Source organism: Pseudarthrobacter naphthalenicus (assembly GCF_029076445.1).
GTDB lineage: Bacteria > Actinomycetota > Actinomycetes > Actinomycetales > Micrococcaceae > Arthrobacter > Arthrobacter naphthalenicus.
This window is the reverse complement of record NZ_JARESG010000001.1, coordinates 266620-281409: the sequence shown is the minus strand read 5'-3', so window position 1 is coordinate 281409 and position 14790 is coordinate 266620. Positions and strand designations below refer to the sequence as shown.

Sequence of the window (14790 nt, the reverse complement as noted above, 5' to 3'; positions counted from 1 at the left end):
GCGGGATGCCAGTCGCGTGCGGATGTCAGTCGCGTGACCGGCGTCCGCCGAGGGCGCGGCTGACGTCACCGGCTTCCTTCAGGGTTGCGCGGAGTTCCTTGGGCAGGGAGAACAGCAGGTCTTCCTCGGCGGTGACCACTTCCTCCACCGAGCCGTAGCCATAGTCCGCAAGCAGGCGCAGGACATCTGTGACCAGGACCTCCGGAACCGAAGCGCCGGACGTGACACCCACGGTCGCGACCCCTTCGAACCAGGCCTCGTCCACTTCATTGGCGAAGTCCACGCGGTAGGAAGCTTTGGCGCCATACTCCAGGGCGACTTCTACCAGCCGGACCGAGTTCGACGAATTCGCTGATCCCACCACAATGACGAGGTCGGCCTGGGGCGAGATCTTCTTGATGGCCACCTGGCGGTTGGTGGTGGCGTAGCAGATGTCATCGCTGGGCGGATCCTGCAGCGTGGGGAACCGCTCCTTGAGCAGCCGCACGGTCTCCATCGTCTCGTCGACGCTCAGCGTGGTCTGGGAGAGCCAGATGACCTTTTCGGGATCCCGGACGGTGACCTTGTCCACTTCGTGCGGGCCGTTGATGATTTGGATGTGTTCGGGGGCTTCGCCGGCCGTACCTTCAACTTCCTCGTGACCGTCGTGGCCGATCAGGAGGATATCGAAGTCATCCTTGGCGAACCTGACGGCTTCCTTGTGGACCTTGGTCACCAGGGGGCAGGTGGCGTCGATGGTGCGCAGGCCGCGGTCCTCGGCCGACTGAACCACCGCGGGCGACACGCCATGGGCGGAAAAAATCACGAGGGCGCCTTCGGGCACTTCGTCGGTTTCGTCCACAAAGATGGCGCCCTGGGCCTCGAGCGAGCTCACCACGTGGACGTTGTGCACTATCTGCTTGCGGACATACACGGGCGGGCCGTAGTGCTCCAGGGCCTTTTCCACCGCTATGACTGCCCGGTCCACGCCGGCGCAATAGCCTCGGGGAGCTGCGAGCAGGACCTTTTTGGGGCCTGATACCGGCGCTGCGGCAGATACTTCCTCAGGCGAGCGCCGCCTTCGCGGGACAGTTGGCATCGAAAGGGAAACGGAGGAGGTCATGCCTCCATGCTACCGGTTGGGCCGTCGCCGCCCCGGCGACGCGATCCTGGTCACAAGGCCTGCAACGAGAAGCGCACCGCCGGCAATGAGGGCTCCCGTGACCCACGGTCCGAAGCTATTGGAAGCAGCCGCCACGAACTCGTTCTTGAACATGTCCGCGATGCCATTGCCGCTGGCTGTCCGCAGCACCGCGTCGCGCGCCGCGGCGGAGCCGAGGGTCCACAGGCCCGCCAGCACGAGGGCCCCGAAGCCCACACAGACGAGCACTGTCCATTTGCGGCGGGCGGCCACCAGGGCCAGGGCGAACGCAATTCCAGCGCCGATGGCCATTGGATAACCCAGCGGAGCGTACGCGGTCAGGCCTGCGATCAGCTGGCGCTGGCCCGACTGCCCAACCTTGATCAGCGTTTGTTTCGGCGCATCCAGCGGCAGCCCGGTTGCGCGGGAGATTTCCCCTGTCGCCAGCGCCACCAGGGGTGCAACGTCCAAGGTGAGCGACGACGACGAGTCCGCTTCGCGAGGCGATGCGGCCGGGTCGGCGAAGCTGAGCCGGTGGCTCCGGCGCAGAGTTTCCTCCCAGGCCGCAGGGTAACCGGGCAGCCCTGTCAGGGATCCTGCCGCTGCTTCAAGGACCGGCTTGACCAGACCGGCAAGGGCGTCCGGTACCGCGGCGGTGTCGATGGTGCCCACGGTTGCGGCCGCCAGCCGTTGCTGGAACCCGGCGTCCTGCCCGAGCGGTGCCGCCAGCGCTACGAACCCATCCTCCTGGACGATGTTGCGGTCAGCCCAGATCGCCGGGATTGCCACGGCGGACAGCAGAAGGCCAAGAACGGCAGCGACGGCCGAGACAAAGGTACGCAAAACGGGTCCTTACTGGTTGGGGCGGCTAAGCCATCATAGGGCCGGTCCCCGGACAGGGGATGTCAGCCCCGGGTGGTAGAGCTTATGGATAAGGTTGAATGACAGCCGCCACCAACCTTATCCATAAGCTGCACCTGCACTTGCGAACAAAGGACCTGCCATGCCTCCAGCTACACCTCCCCGGGGCACAGCACATGTCTGAACAGGCTGCCCTTCCCGGCACCGGCGCGTCGACTCTTCCCGCCACCGCCGCCGACACCACCCCGGACAATCCGTGGCCCCTGCAGCTACTCTCCCAGAAACTCAAGATCCATATCGACCGTGCGCCGGCAGCCTGGGTGGAGGGCCAGGTCATCGAAATGAACCGCCGCGGAGGCAACGCCTACCTGACGCTGCGGGACGTGGATGCGGAAGTTTCGCTGCCTGCGTCCGTCTGGACCAAGATCCTTGACCGGCAGAACCTGCCGCTGGAGCGTGGCTCCCGCGTGGTGGCGCTGCTCAAACCGGAGTTCTGGCTCAAGACCGGCCGCCTGAACATGCAGGTCCGGGACATCCGGCCAGTTGGCCTGGGCGACCTCCTGGCCCGCATCGAACGCCTTCGCCAGGCTCTCGCCGCCGAGGGGCTCTTTGCCGATTCAAGGAAGAAGCCGCTCCCGATGCTCCCGCACAGGATCGGGCTGATCACCGGGCGCGACTCGGACGCGAAGAAGGACGTCCTGCAAAATGCCGCCCTGCGCTGGCCGGCGGTTGAATTCGAAATCCGCGAAGTCGCCGTCCAGGGCAACACCGCGGTGTCCCAGATCGTCCGTGCCCTTCGGGAGCTGGACGGCCGCCAGGACGTGGACGTCATTGTCATCGCCCGCGGCGGCGGGGCGCTGGAGGATCTGCTGCCGTTCAACAGCGAGGAACTGATCCGCGCCGTGGCCGCAGCGGTCACTCCGGTCGTCAGTGCCATCGGCCACGAGGCGGACCGGCCCCTGCTCGACGACGTCGCCGATCTTCGCGCCTCGACACCCACCGACGCCGCCAAGCGAATCGTGCCTGACGTTGCCGAAGAACTGGCCAGCGTGCGGCAGGCGCGGGAATACCTGCGGCGGTGCATTGCCAGGCTGGTGGAGCGCGAGACGGACCGGCTCGCGTCACTCCATTCCCGGCCGGTCCTTGCCAGCCCCGAGGGCATGGTCACGGTGCGCGCTGAGGAACTCGAACGGCTCCTGAGGCGGTCGTCGGCAGCCGTCAGCTCAACCGTGGTCCGGGCGACTGACCAGCTGATCCATCTGCAGGCCCAGGTGCGCTCATTGTCGCCGCAAAAGACGCTCGACCGCGGCTACGCGGTCGTGGAACTCGCCGACGGCCGGCCCGTCCGGCCCACGGAAGCAGCCGGCCATGCGGTGGTCCGCAACCCTTCCGAGGCGCCCAGCGGGACAGCATTGTCCGTGCGGGTCGCCGACGGCCGGTTCGGCGCCACCTCCACCGGCGAACTTACACAAGGAGAAACACATGCCCGAGACAAAGCCTGATCCGGAAATCGACGCCCTCAGCTACGAGGAAGCCCGCGAGCAGCTGGTCCTGGTGGTGGGCAAGCTGGAGGCCGGCGGTGCCAGCCTCGAGGAATCCCTGGCGCTGTGGGAGCGTGGTGAAGCCCTGGCCAAGCGCTGCGAGGAGTGGCTGGAAGGGGCACGCAAGCGGCTCGCTGCCGCCCGCGACCAGCCCCTCTAGGAGCGTTCCACCAGCTCCCGTTCGATCGGGACATCGAACTCAGCTTTCGGCCATTCCAGCCGGAGGTCGCTGAGCGCAGCGAGGACCAACTGCTGCACCGCGATCCTCGCATACCATTTCTTGTTGGCTGGAACCACGTACCAGGGCGCGTGATCCTTGCTGGTCTCGTCGAAGGCGGCCTGGTAAGCGTCCATGTAGTCCTGCCAGAAGGCGCGTTCCTTCAGATCGCCGCCACTGTACTTCCAGTGTTTGGCGGGGTCGTCAAGCCTGGCCAGGAGCCGGGCCTTCTGTTCGTCCTTGCTGATGTTGAGCATCACCTTGATGACCGTGGTGCCCGCATCGGTCTGCCGCCGCTCAAACTCGTTGATGGCACGGTACCGGCGCTTGAGTTCCTCAGGGGTTACCCAGTTGTGGACCTTGTGGATGAGGACATCCTCATAGTGGGAGCGGTCGAAGATCCCCACCATGCCAGCAGCGGGGACGGCCTTCTCGATCCGCCAGAGGAAATCGTAGGACTTCTCCTCCTCGGTGGGCGCCTTGAATGCCTTGAACTGGACGCCCTGCGGATCCATGGTGGCCATGACGTGATTGACGATCCCGCCCTTGCCGGCCGTGTCCATGGCCTGCAGCACCAGGAGGATCCGCTTCCTGCCGCCGAACCGGGACTCTGCAAACAACATTTCCTGCAAGGCCGTGAGCTTTCCGTCCAGATCGGCCAGCAGGGCCTCACCGTCGGCCTTGTTTCCGCTGTACCCAGGGGTCGCATCAGGGTCAGCCTTGGCAAGGGAGAAACCTTTCCCCACCTTCAGCGTGTCGGCAGGATGCTTCTCAAATTCCACGATTCCGGCCACGGCGGTCCCTTCCGATCGTTCCGCGCGCCAAGAAGCGCGTCACCACAGGCTAGTTCCCTTTGTACCTGCTCAGGAAGTCCCCCATGCGGTTGATGGCCTCTTCGAGGTCCTTCACCAGCGGCAGGGTTACCATCCGGAAGTGGTCCGGGCGGACCCAGTTGAAGGCCCTGCCGTGCGAGACCAGGATTTTTTGCTCGCGGAGGAGATCCAGGACGAACTTCTCGTCGTCACGGATGTGGTAGACCTCGGGGTCGAGTTTCGGGAAGAGGTACATGGCCCCCCGTGCCTGCTGCGTGCTGACCCCGGGAATGGCGTTGAGCATGTCGTAGGCCTTGTTGCGCTGCTCGAGCAGCCGGCCTCCGGGCAGGATCAGGTCGTTGATGCTCTGGTAGCCGCCGAGGGCCGTCTGGATGGCGTGCTGGGCCGGAACGTTCGCGCACAGGCGCATGTTCGCCAGCAGGCTGATGCCCTCCAGGTAGTCTGCGGCATCCTTCTTGGGCCCGGAAATGGCCATCCAGCCGGCCCGGTAGCCGCACACGCGGTAGGCCTTGGAAAGACCGCTGAAGGTAAGGCAGAGGACGTCGTCCCCCGTCAGGCCGGCCAGGTTGATGTGCACGGCGTCTTCGTACAGGATTTTTTCGTAGATCTCGTCGGCGAAGATCACCAGCCCGTGTTTTTCGGCGAGGGCCACGATCTTTTTCAGCGTCTCCTCCGGGTACACGGCACCGGTGGGATTGTTGGGGTTGATCACCACGATGCCCTTGGTCCGGGGCGTGATCTTGGCCTCCATGTCCTCAAGGTCGGGCTGCCAGCCGGATTCCTCGTCGCACAGGTAGTGCACGGGTTTGCCGCCGGCGAGGGCGACGGAGGCGGTCCACAGCGGGTAGTCCGGCGTCGGGATCAGCACTTCATCGCCGACGTCGAGCAGCGCCATGAGGGACATGGTGATCAGCTCGCTGACGCCGTTGCCCAAGTAGATGTCGTCAACATGGATGTTCTGGATGCCGCGGGTCTGGTAGTACTGCGAGACGGCGGTGCGGGCCGAGAAAATGCCGCGGGAGTCGCTGTAGCCCTGGGCATGCGGCAGGTGGCGGATCATGTCCACCAGGATGGCGTCCGGCGCTTCGAATCCAAACGGCGCGGGGTTTCCGATGTTCAGCTTGAGGATGCGGTGACCCTCCGCCTCCATCTGCTGGGCGGCCAGGAGAATCGGTCCACGGATGTCGTAAAGGACGTTGCGAAGCTTGGTGGACTGCTTGAATTCTGCCATCCATCAAATATGCCACAGGAAGGATGTGCTTCCGTTGAGACCTCGGACACACCTGCGCGTCCCGCGAACGACGGCGGCTGCCGGACCTTGTGGGTCCGGCAGCCGCCGTCGTGGTCATCGCAGGACGTGGGAGGTTACTTCACGATGCCTTTGTCCTTCAGCCAGGAAGCCGCCGCATCCTTGGGGTTCTGCTTCTGGCTCCCGCTGACGGCCCGGTTGAGGTTGATCAGGTCATCAGTGGTCAGGATCTTCGACACGCCGTTCAGCGCTTCCTTGGCCTTGTCTGTCATCTTGGCCTTGTTGTAGAGCGGCAGGACCTGCTGGGCTTTGAAGTTGTTCTTGGGGTCGTCCAGCACCACCAGGTCGTTGTCCGCGATGGACGGGGTGGTGGTGTAGATATCCGCCACCTGGACGTCATCGGTCAGCAGCGCCTGAAGTGTCAGGTTGCCGCCACCGTCGCTGAACGGCTTGAGCCCCTTCATTTCGCAGCCGTAGTTCTTCTTCAGGCCGGGGAAGCCGTAGGGCCGGGTCTCGAAGGTGGCAGGCGCGCCCATGGTCAGGTCCTTGCAGACCTTGGCCAGGTCCTCGATGGACTTCAGCTGGTATTTCTCGGCGGTGGCCTTGGTGACCACCATGGCGTCCTTGTCTTCGGCCTTTGACGCGTCCAGGACCGCCAGTCCGTCCGGGAGCTTGCCGGGGAGGGCTTTATAGACGTCGTCCGCTGCAACTTCCGGGGCCGAGGCGTCAAAGTAGGACAGCAGGTTGCCGGTGTAGTCCGGCACCAGGTCCACCGAGCCGTCCTGGACGGCCTTGACGTAAATTTCGCGGGAGCCGATGTTCGGCTTGGTGCTGGCAGTCACGCCGGCGGCGTTGAGCGCGCCCGCGTAGATTTCCGCAATGATCTGGCTCTCGGGGAAGTCCGCCGAGCCCACCACCAGGGACCCGCCTCCGCCGCCGCCGCTTGCAGCGCTGGTGCTTGGCGTAGCCAGCGGGTTGCCGCCGCCGCACGCGGTCAGCGCTACGGCCAGGCCGACGCCGGCGGCCAGGCCGGCCAGTCCCCGGCGGGTGACGGTTGTCCGGTCGTTATCTTTCATAGGTACCTCCTTGAACAGCAGCTGGCGCAGGCGCGGCAGCTGGGAGATCGGCGGTGGCCGTGCGGCTACCGCGGGGATCGGTTTTGAGGCCCGGCGAAAGAATGGTTCTTTGCACGGCGGCCAGGATCAGGTCAACAACGATCGCCAGCCCGGCGATGAGCAGCGAGCCGGCAAGCATGCGGGGAAAGTCCTGCAGGACCAGTCCGTCAAACAGGTACCGGCCCAGACCGCCCAGCGGCAGGTAGGCCACCACGGAGACCGTGGCGATGACCTGCAGGACGGCGGTGCGGATGCCGCCGAACATCACCTGCAGTCCGTTAGGCACCTCCACCTTGAAGAGGATCTGCAGTTCGGTCATGCCCATGGCCCGTGCGGCATCCACCACGGTCCTGTCCACGCTGGAGATCCCGGCGTAGGTGCCGGCGAGAAGGGGCGGGACCGTGAGGATCACGAGGGCCCAGACCGGGGGCATCAGGCTACTCCCGGCAAGGAGGGCAAAGAGGACCAGCAGGCCCAGGGTCGGCAGGGCGCGCAGCGCACCCGCCACCGCAACGGCCACCACCCGCCCGCGGCCGGTGTGCCCGATGTAGAGCCCGGTGGGGACCGCGATCGCCGCCGCAATGACGAGCACCAGCGCACTGTACTGGAGGTGTTCGGTCAGCCGGACGGGGATTCCTGAGCTGCCGGTCCAGTGGACCGGGTCCGCGAGCCAGCCGATGGTGTCCGTGAATATGTTGCTCATGGCGCGGCTCCTGTATGCACAGTGGCGTCGGCCACGTACTGTGCGCTGACCGGCACCGAGGGGCCGGCCACTTTGGCGGCCCGGGTCCACGGGGTGAGCAGCCTCTCAAGGAGCACCAGCACGGCGTCCATCAGCAGCGCGAGCACCAGGATGGCCAGGATTCCCACCACAACCTCGGTGACGAAGTTGCGTTGCAGTCCGTCGGTGAACAGCATCCCCAGGTTGCCCACGCCCAGGAGGGCAGCGACGCTCACCAGGGAAATGTTGCTGACGGACACCACGCGCAGCCCGGCAAACATGACCGGGAGGGAAAGCGGCAGATCGATCTGCACGAACCGGAGCCAGGGCTTGTAGCCCATGGCGGTGGCCGCCTGCCGGAGGTCCTCCTCCACGGAGTCAAATGCGTCAAGGGCCGCCCGCACCAGCAGGGCCACGGCATAAAGGGTCAACGCGACAATGACGTTGAGCGGGTCAAGGATCCGGGTTCCCAGGAGGGAGGGCAGGATGATGAACAGGGCAAGGGACGGGATGGTGTACAGCAGTGAACTGGCCGTCACCACAACGGATCTCAGCGCGGGATGGGTCCGGACCAACTGGGCGAGGGGAATGGAAATGACCAGCCCCAGGACCATCGGGATCAGCGCGAGGACAAGGTGCTGCCCTGCCCTCTCCAGGACCATTCCGCTGTTCGCCAGAAACCACTCCATCAGAGTGCAGCCTGTCTTACCTGCCGGGCCGCCTCAATGACTTCCAGGACTTCCTGTGCCCTGATGGCACCCAGGACCCTGCCCTCACCGTCCACGGCCACGCCCTGGCCGGACGGGGAGGAAAGCGCTGAGTCCAACGCCCGCCGCAGGGATTCGCCCGGATGGAACAGGGATCCTCCCGGGATCAGGTCAGTATTGGTCCCGGGCCGCGCCCAGCCCAGCGGCCGCATGCCCTCATCCACCACAAGCTGCCAGTCGGTCACTGCTGCAGGGTCGCCGTCGAACTGGCCGCCGCGAACTATCAGCGTGGGCACCCGATGGATGGTCACGGCGTCGGACGTGGTGAACCCGAGGTGGCGGAAGCCCCGGTCCCGTCCCACAAAGGAGGCCACAAAGTCGTTCGCCGGGGCACGCAGAATCTCTTCGGGAGTGGAGTACTGTGCCAGCTTCCCGCCGACGGCGAACACGGCCACCTTGTCGCCGAGAATGGTGGCTTCGTCAATGTCGTGGGTCACGAAGACAATGGTCTTGGCGAGGTCCTGCTGCAGCCTCAGGAGCTCCTGTTGCAGTTCGTCCCGGACCACCGGGTCCACGGCGCTGAACGGCTCGTCCATCAGGAGGATGGGCGGATCGGCGGCGAGCGCCCGGGCCACGCCAACGCGCTGCTGCTGGCCGCCGGAGAGTTGGGACGGATACCGCTTGCCGAGCGATGAAGCCAGCCCGACGACGTCGAGCAGTTCCGTGGCACGCCTGCGGGCCTCCGCCTTGGAGACACCGTTCAGGCGGGGCACGGTGGCGATGTTATCCAGCACGGAGCGGTGGGGCATCAGGCCGGAGGACTGCATCACATAACCCATGGACCGGCGTAATTCCGCGGCTGCAACCGTGGTGACGTCACGCCCGTCCACGGTGATAACGCCCGAGGTGGGCTCCACCATGCGGTTGATCATTCGCAGGGACGTGGTCTTGCCGCAGCCGGAGGGTCCCACAAAAACGGTGATGGATCCTTTGTCGATGGACATAGTGAGGCTGTCCACGGCCGGATTCCCGCCCTCGTACTGCTTGGTGACGCTCTGGAACTCGATCATGGCTGGGTCCATTCCCGGACTTTACCCGTTCTGTTGGGACGGCATCGGACGGTGAAGCGGTGGTCGTAAGCTCGCTGATATTTACCGTAGCGCAATCAGTTCCCCGCGTAACCAGATCCGCGGGCAATTCCGGGCAAGCGAATCCCTACTGTAACCATTCATTCGTTGCCCTGCCCTGTCCGGATGGGTCCTGGGAAAGGTTGATGTGCCTCCGCGGGCGTGTGCCTGACACGGGACCCGTCCGGACCTAGAGTGGGACTGTGACGAACCTGGAAGTGGCACCCACAGAGGAAATCTGTCCCCCCGCCGGACCGGGCGGGACGGCCGGCCCCTGCCTCCAACTCTGGCCCCAGCGTGAGGTCCCGTTGGGTGGGGTGCGGGCCATGAACGTTCAGCGGACCCTCCCCCAGCGCGGCCTGCCCACCATCGGCGCCTGGTGCTTCCTGGACAGTTTCGGCCCGGACCGCACCGCCATGTCCGTGCTCCCCCACCCGCACACCGGCCTGCAGACAGTCACCTGGCCCCTCGCCGGGAACATCCGGCACCGGGACAGCGTGGGCAGCGATGTGGTGGTCCGGCCCGGGGAACTGAACATCATGACGGCGGGGAGGGGGGTCTCCCACTCCGAGTTTGCGGTTCTGCCGGATCCCGACGCCGGCGCGCTGCTGCCGCTGCAGCGTGGACTTCAGCTATGGGTTGCCCTTCCTGATAGCGACCGCCACCGCGAACCGGCGTTCGAGCAGCACCGCGATCTGCCCACGGCAACCGGGCCCGGGTTCACGGCCACTGTCATGGTGGGCGAATTCGCCGGGGCCGTATCACCGGCCGCCATGTACTCCCCCATCGTCGGAGCCGACATCGCGTCCGAGGGCCGCGCGGTCCTGCCGCTCAACACCGCTTTTGAGCATGCTGTCCTGGTGCTCGACGGCGGGCTGACGCTTGATGGCCAAGAGGTCCTGCCGGGCCCGCTGGGCTTCCTGGGCGCCGGCCGGGAGGCGCTGGATGTTGAGGCACAGCCCGGTACCCGGTTCCTGCTCATCGGCGGCGAGCCCTTCGAGGAGGAGCTGCTGATGTGGTGGAACTTCGTGGGCCGCACGCACGACGAGGTGGAGCAGGCCCGCCGGGACTGGGAGGCCCAGGCGGACCTGCCCGACGCAGAAGCCCGCGAGGCCCGCTACGGGCTGGTCCCGGGGCACGGCCCCGACGCCGGCGCAGAAGCCGGCCGCATCCCGGCTCCGCCGATGCCGGCAGTCAGGCTCGCGCCGCGGCGGCGCTCCCACGAATTCTGACCGGCCGCTTAGGACCGGCTTCCCTCACGAACCGGGTTCCCGCACCAACTGCAGAACCCCAAACACCGGATCCTGGTCCAGTACCCGGACTTCGGTAATGCCGGCCGCGGCAAGGTACTTCCGGAAGGCGACCTGCAGCGGGACCACGTTCATGCCCAGCCCGCTGCCCACGATAACGGGGCCCTCGATTCCGAGCTTCCGGAGCGCCTGCGCGGCCAGCGCCGCCAAATCCTTGCCAGCCTGGTCCAGCAGGGCCTGGCTGGCCTCGTGGCCGGCCGCGGCGGCGTCCACTACCAGGCGCGCCTGTTGGGCCCAGAACCGGCGGCCGGTTTCCGGTGAGTGGAAGAGCGCGATGAGCCGGTTGGGGTGGTCCACGCCGCAGGCTGCAAGCAGGGCGGTGGTGAGCTGGTCGGCCGGGAGCCCCTGGTTCATACGGCGCAGGCTGTGCCTGACGGCCTCACGGCCCAGCCAGTAGCCGCTGCCTTCGTCGCCGAGCAGGTAGCCCCAGCCGCCGGCGCGGGCTTCCTCCCCCGCCGCATTCCTGCCCCAGGCCGCGGAGCCGGTTCCGGCAATCACGGCAACCCCGGTGTTCGCACCGCCGGCGGCGAGCAGCAGCCTCGAATCGTGGACCACGGTGACTTTGGCGCCCGGGGCATGCGGCGCGATGAGCGCAGCGAGGGCTGCAGCGTCGTCGTCGGTGTCGATTCCGCCGGCCCCCGCATATACCTGGGCCACGGCGCCGCCGCCGATCCGGGCGAATAGGTCCGCAAGGTTCAGCGCGGCCTGTTCGCGGCTGACGTTCTGGACGTTGGCGCTGCCCGCGGACTGGTCTGCCACCGCCACGCCGTCCTCGAAGCGCACGCCGCGGGTCTTGGTCCCGCCGATATCCAGGCCGATAATGGCTCCTGACCGGGTCAGGGAAGATGGTACGGTTCCGGGCTGGTTTCCGGAGGGCGCGGCCTGGGGGTGCTCGGTGTCAGTCACCCCATCAGCCTACTGAAGGGCCGTCGTCGTGTCCCAAACGACCTTCCTCAGCTGCCCTGCGAGCGCGCGGCCACCAGGCCGGCCAGAAGTTCCGGCCCTTCCTGCAGCACCAGTTCGCGGAAATACTTGACGGCATCCGGTTCCGCGTCCGGTCCGGGTTTCCGCCGGCGCCAGCCGAGTCCGATCTCCCGGTAGGCGAGGGCAGACTCCAGCGGCAGCTCAACCCAGCCCAGGTTTCCGGTTTCCGGGCTGACATGCCGTCCTGGCCCGTGGCCGCCCGGCGGGAGGATGCTGACCCCAAGACCCGCGGAGACCAGGCCGCGGGCTGTGTGCGTGTCCTGGCTTTCGAACGCGATCCGGGCGCGGAACCCCGCCTCACGGAAAAGCGCGTCGGTGAGCGAGCGCATGCCGTACCCCGGTTCAAGCGCCACGAACGGGTCTGTGCGGATGTCCTGCAGCGCCACACTGCGGCGGCCTGCCAGCGGGTGGCCGTGGTGTACCACCAGCCGCAGGGGCTCGCGGTACAGGGCGCTCGAGGCGATGCTGCTGCTGGCGCCGGGCACAGGCGCCGTAAGGGCGAGATCCGCCTGTCCTGCGGCGAGTTCCGCGAGGCAGGCGTCCCGGGCCCCCTGCCGCAGGATGAAACCCGCCTCCGGGTGCCGGCTGCGGAAGGCACTGATGAGCAGGGGCAGCGTGGCCTCGCCGAACGTGTGCTGGAAGGACAGCGAAATCTTTCCCCGCACCACATCCGATTCGTGCCGCACCAGGTCCAGTCCGGCCTGGAATTCACTCAGTGCCGCGTCGATATAGGGAAGCAGGGTCGTGGCGGCCGCCGTGAGGCGCACTCCCCGCCCGTCCCGGATGACCAGTTCAGTTCCGACGACGGCGCTGGCCCGGGACAGCGCCCTGCTCACCGTTGACTGGGGTACTCCGAGCAGTTCGGCCGTTTCCGTGACGTGCTGCGTGCGGCCGAGTTTCGCAAGGATGGGCAGCAGCGGCAGGAGCTTTGAGAGTTGCTGATGATCGGTGAGCACGGGTTCGTCCTTCGTTGCGCCTGTAAACGTTCCATCTTCGCTATTGATACTAATTGGATCATGCATTGGAAGCATGAATCCGTAACCCCTACCCTTGATTCATGCCAGACCTTGCCACCCCACCCGGATCGCCCGCCCCCTCCGGAAGCAGCGGGTCCCAGGGGAATGCCTGGCAGGGCCACCCTAAAGGCTCGGCCGCCTACGGCAAGATCCTCGCGGGGCTGGCCTTCGCGGGCGTGGCCACCTTTGCCCAGCTCTACTCCACCCAGGCTGTGCTGCCAATCATGGCTGCGGACCTTCAGGTCACGGCCGCCGAGGCAGCGCTGACGATCTCACTGGCGACAGTGGGGCTGGCTGTCACCGTTATCCCTTGGTCCTTCCTGGCGGACAGGATCGGCCGGGTCAAGGCGATGGCCTGGGGCATTTCGGCAGCCACCGCCTTTGGGCTCCTGGTGCCACTGGCGCCCACCTTGGGGATGCTGCTTGCCCTCCGGCTGTTCGAAGGCATGGCCCTGGGCGGAATTCCGGCGATCGCGATCGCCTATTTGAATGAAGAGGTGAACCGCGCCCATGCGGCCGTGGCGGCAGGAAGCTACGTTGCCGGCACCACCCTGGGCGGCCTCGCCGGCCGGCTGGTTGCGGGCCCCGTGGGTGATGTGTGGGGCTGGCGGACAGCGGCCCTGGCGGTGTCCCTGCTGGCAACCGTGGCCGCCGTCCTCTTCCTGATCCTCATCCCCCGGGCCAAAGGGTTCGCGGCCACCAGAAAGGCCGGCCTTCGCGGCGCCCTGGCAACGCTCGGGGGCCACTTACGGAACCCCCGGCTGCTGGCGCTTTATGTCCAGGCGTTCCTGATGATGGGAGGCTTCGTGGCGGTTTACAACTACCTGGGCTTCCGGCTGTCCGCGGAGCCGTTCGCGCTCCCGGCCACCCTGATCAGCTTCATCTTCCTCGCCTACCTGTCAGGGACCGTGACCTCCCGGTGGGCCGGCGGCCTGACGGCCCGTTTCGGCCGCCGGAGTGTGCTGCTGGCAGGCCTTGGGCTGATGGCCGCGGGCCTTGCCCTGACGCTCACACCGGTGCTGGCCGTCATCCTTGCCGGGCTGGTGATTTTTACCGGCGGGTTTTTCGCGGCACACAGCATCGGCTCCGGCTGGACCGGAACCATCGCCACCACCGGCCGGGCGCAGGCAGCATCGCTCTACAACCTAGCCTACTATCTTGGCTCAAGCCTCATCGGCTGGTCCGGCGGACTGCTCTTCCAATCGCTCGGCTGGACAGCCCTGACCCTTGTCATCGTGGCCATGACGTTCGTAACGGCAGTGACGGTCGCCGTGGTGCATCCGCGGCTGAACCCGCCGGTACAGCCGTGAGCAGGGGAAGTCGCGGGCGGGCGGGGTCGTGCCCGGGCCCCGTGCAGAACTATCTGTACGAAACCGCCCGTACCTCTGGCGATTGTTCGGGAATCGGCTCTGACCGAAGATGATCGGGCGGAATCGGACGTCTAGGATGAACTCAAGGACATTTGAGGAGATCCCATGAGCACCAACCCAAAAAACATCCGGCCGGGAAGCCACGTCGAACCACTGGATGCCATTGACGAGCGGCTCCTCGCCGCCCTGGTGGACGATGCGAGGATCTCCAACAAGCAACTGGCCGAGCTGGTGGGCATTGCCCCCTCCACCGCCCTCATGCGGACCCGTGCACTGTCCGAGCGAGGGATCGTCCAAGGCTTTGAAGCCAAGCTCAGCCTCTCTGCGATCGGCCGGTCTGTCCAGGCGTTGGTGGCAGTCCGGCTCCGGGCACACGATCGGGATCAGATCGACCGCTTTACGGCGCGGGTGCCCCACCTGCCCGCAGTGCTCTCAACCTTCCACACCTCAGGGTCCGTGGACTACCTGCTGCACATCGCCGTCGGAAGCACCGAGGACCTGCGGGACTGGGTCCTGGACAACCTGGCCACCGACCCCGTTGTGGGCCACACCGAAACCACCCTCGTCTTCGAGCACATCCAGGGCAATCACGGACCGCTGCCGGTCTAGCCCTTCCCGC

15 protein-coding genes are annotated in these 14790 nt (G+C 66.4%); 5 read left to right on the top strand and 10 right to left on the bottom strand.

Annotated elements, in window-relative coordinates:
* Positions 1-25: 25 nt before the first annotated feature.
* Positions 26-1102, bottom strand: a complete 1077-nt coding sequence (locus PY310_RS01345; protein WP_275212343.1) for a 4-hydroxy-3-methylbut-2-enyl diphosphate reductase — start codon at positions 1100-1102, stop codon at positions 26-28.
* Between the two features lie 9 nt (positions 1103-1111).
* A complete protein-coding gene (locus tag PY310_RS01340; RefSeq protein ID WP_275212342.1) occupies positions 1112-1963 on the bottom strand; it encodes a hypothetical protein in 852 nt (283 codons plus the stop codon).
* Positions 1964-2157: 194 nt separating this feature from the next.
* Here PY310_RS01340 and xseA point away from each other — a divergent pair, with 194 nt between their 5' ends.
* Entirely contained in the window at positions 2158-3483 is a 1326-nt protein-coding gene (gene xseA, locus PY310_RS01335) for an exodeoxyribonuclease VII large subunit (protein WP_275212341.1), read from the top strand.
* The gene (locus tag PY310_RS01330; RefSeq protein ID WP_275212340.1) at positions 3464-3682 is read left to right on the top strand and encodes an exodeoxyribonuclease VII small subunit; all 219 of its coding nucleotides are present in this window, start codon (positions 3464-3466) and stop codon (positions 3680-3682) included. Before xseA ends, PY310_RS01330 begins: the two co-directional genes overlap by 20 nt.
* On the opposite strand, the gene PY310_RS01325 is transcribed toward PY310_RS01330, so the two are convergent.
* From PY310_RS01325 to PY310_RS01300, 6 genes are all read right to left on the bottom strand, one after another.
* On the bottom strand, positions 3679-4533 hold the full coding sequence (locus PY310_RS01325) for a polyphosphate kinase 2 family protein (protein ID WP_275212339.1): 855 nt from the start codon (positions 4531-4533) through the stop codon (positions 3679-3681). The two genes, PY310_RS01330 and PY310_RS01325, sit on opposite strands and share 4 nt — an antisense overlap.
* A gap of 49 nt (positions 4534-4582) precedes the next feature.
* A complete protein-coding gene (locus PY310_RS01320; RefSeq protein WP_275212338.1) occupies positions 4583-5803 on the bottom strand; it encodes a pyridoxal phosphate-dependent aminotransferase in 1221 nt (406 codons plus the stop codon).
* Between the two features lie 134 nt (positions 5804-5937).
* The gene (locus tag PY310_RS01315; RefSeq protein ID WP_275212337.1) at positions 5938-6897 is read right to left on the bottom strand and encodes an ABC transporter substrate-binding protein; all 960 of its coding nucleotides are present in this window, start codon (positions 6895-6897) and stop codon (positions 5938-5940) included.
* The gene (locus PY310_RS01310; RefSeq protein WP_275212336.1) at positions 6887-7639 is read right to left on the bottom strand and encodes an ABC transporter permease; all 753 of its coding nucleotides are present in this window, start codon (positions 7637-7639) and stop codon (positions 6887-6889) included. Before PY310_RS01310 ends, PY310_RS01315 begins: the two co-directional genes overlap by 11 nt.
* Complete coding sequence (locus PY310_RS01305) at positions 7636-8346, bottom strand: ABC transporter permease (protein WP_275212335.1); 711 nt, start codon at positions 8344-8346, stop codon at positions 7636-7638. The genes PY310_RS01310 and PY310_RS01305 overlap by 4 nt, the downstream gene beginning before the upstream one ends.
* A complete protein-coding gene (locus PY310_RS01300; RefSeq protein WP_275212334.1) occupies positions 8346-9446 on the bottom strand; it encodes an ABC transporter ATP-binding protein in 1101 nt (366 codons plus the stop codon). Before PY310_RS01300 ends, PY310_RS01305 begins: the two co-directional genes overlap by 1 nt.
* A gap of 248 nt (positions 9447-9694) precedes the next feature.
* Here PY310_RS01300 and PY310_RS01295 point away from each other — a divergent pair, with 248 nt between their 5' ends.
* The gene (locus PY310_RS01295; protein ID WP_275212333.1) at positions 9695-10723 is read left to right on the top strand and encodes a pirin family protein; all 1029 of its coding nucleotides are present in this window, start codon (positions 9695-9697) and stop codon (positions 10721-10723) included.
* A gap of 24 nt (positions 10724-10747) precedes the next feature.
* Here the strand turns inward: PY310_RS01295 and PY310_RS01290 are convergent, their stop codons facing one another.
* Together PY310_RS01290 and PY310_RS01285 are read right to left on the bottom strand one after the other, a co-directional pair.
* A complete protein-coding gene (locus PY310_RS01290) occupies positions 10748-11641 on the bottom strand; it encodes an N-acetylglucosamine kinase (RefSeq protein ID WP_275212485.1) in 894 nt (297 codons plus the stop codon).
* A 113-nt stretch (positions 11642-11754) separates the two neighbouring features.
* Entirely contained in the window at positions 11755-12741 is a 987-nt protein-coding gene (locus PY310_RS01285; protein WP_275212332.1) for a LysR substrate-binding domain-containing protein, read from the bottom strand.
* Between the two features lie 101 nt (positions 12742-12842).
* On the opposite strand from PY310_RS01285, the gene PY310_RS01280 reads away from it, so the two are divergent.
* Together PY310_RS01280 and PY310_RS01275 are read left to right on the top strand one after the other, a co-directional pair.
* A complete protein-coding gene (locus PY310_RS01280) occupies positions 12843-14111 on the top strand; it encodes an MFS transporter (protein ID WP_275212331.1) in 1269 nt (422 codons plus the stop codon).
* A gap of 165 nt (positions 14112-14276) precedes the next feature.
* Positions 14277-14780 (top strand): Lrp/AsnC family transcriptional regulator, encoded by a 504-nt coding sequence (locus PY310_RS01275; protein ID WP_275212330.1) that lies wholly within the window; start codon positions 14277-14279, stop codon positions 14778-14780.
* Positions 14781-14790 lie beyond the last annotated feature (10 nt).

Excerpts from the sequence above, each read along its gene's own strand:
- PY310_RS01330 (WP_275212340.1), top strand. The coding sequence starts at position 3,464 with ATGCCCGAGACAAAGCCTGATCCGGAAATCGACGCCCTCAGCTACGAG.
- PY310_RS01345 (WP_275212343.1), bottom strand. The coding sequence starts at position 1,102 with ATGACCTCCTCCGTTTCCCTTTCGATGCCAACTGTCCCGCGAAGGCGG.
- PY310_RS01280 (WP_275212331.1), top strand. The coding sequence starts at position 12,843 with ATGCCAGACCTTGCCACCCCACCCGGATCGCCCGCCCCCTCCGGAAGC.
- PY310_RS01315 (WP_275212337.1), bottom strand. The coding sequence starts at position 6,897 with ATGAAAGATAACGACCGGACAACCGTCACCCGCCGGGGACTGGCCGGC.
- xseA (WP_275212341.1), top strand. The coding sequence starts at position 2,158 with ATGTCTGAACAGGCTGCCCTTCCCGGCACCGGCGCGTCGACTCTTCCC.
- PY310_RS01300 (WP_275212334.1), bottom strand. The coding sequence starts at position 9,446 with ATGGACCCAGCCATGATCGAGTTCCAGAGCGTCACCAAGCAGTACGAG.
- PY310_RS01320 (WP_275212338.1), bottom strand. The coding sequence starts at position 5,803 with ATGGCAGAATTCAAGCAGTCCACCAAGCTTCGCAACGTCCTTTACGAC.
- PY310_RS01275 (WP_275212330.1), top strand. The coding sequence starts at position 14,277 with ATGAGCACCAACCCAAAAAACATCCGGCCGGGAAGCCACGTCGAACCA.
- PY310_RS01310 (WP_275212336.1), bottom strand. The coding sequence starts at position 7,639 with ATGAGCAACATATTCACGGACACCATCGGCTGGCTCGCGGACCCGGTC.
- PY310_RS01305 (WP_275212335.1), bottom strand. The coding sequence starts at position 8,346 with ATGGAGTGGTTTCTGGCGAACAGCGGAATGGTCCTGGAGAGGGCAGGG.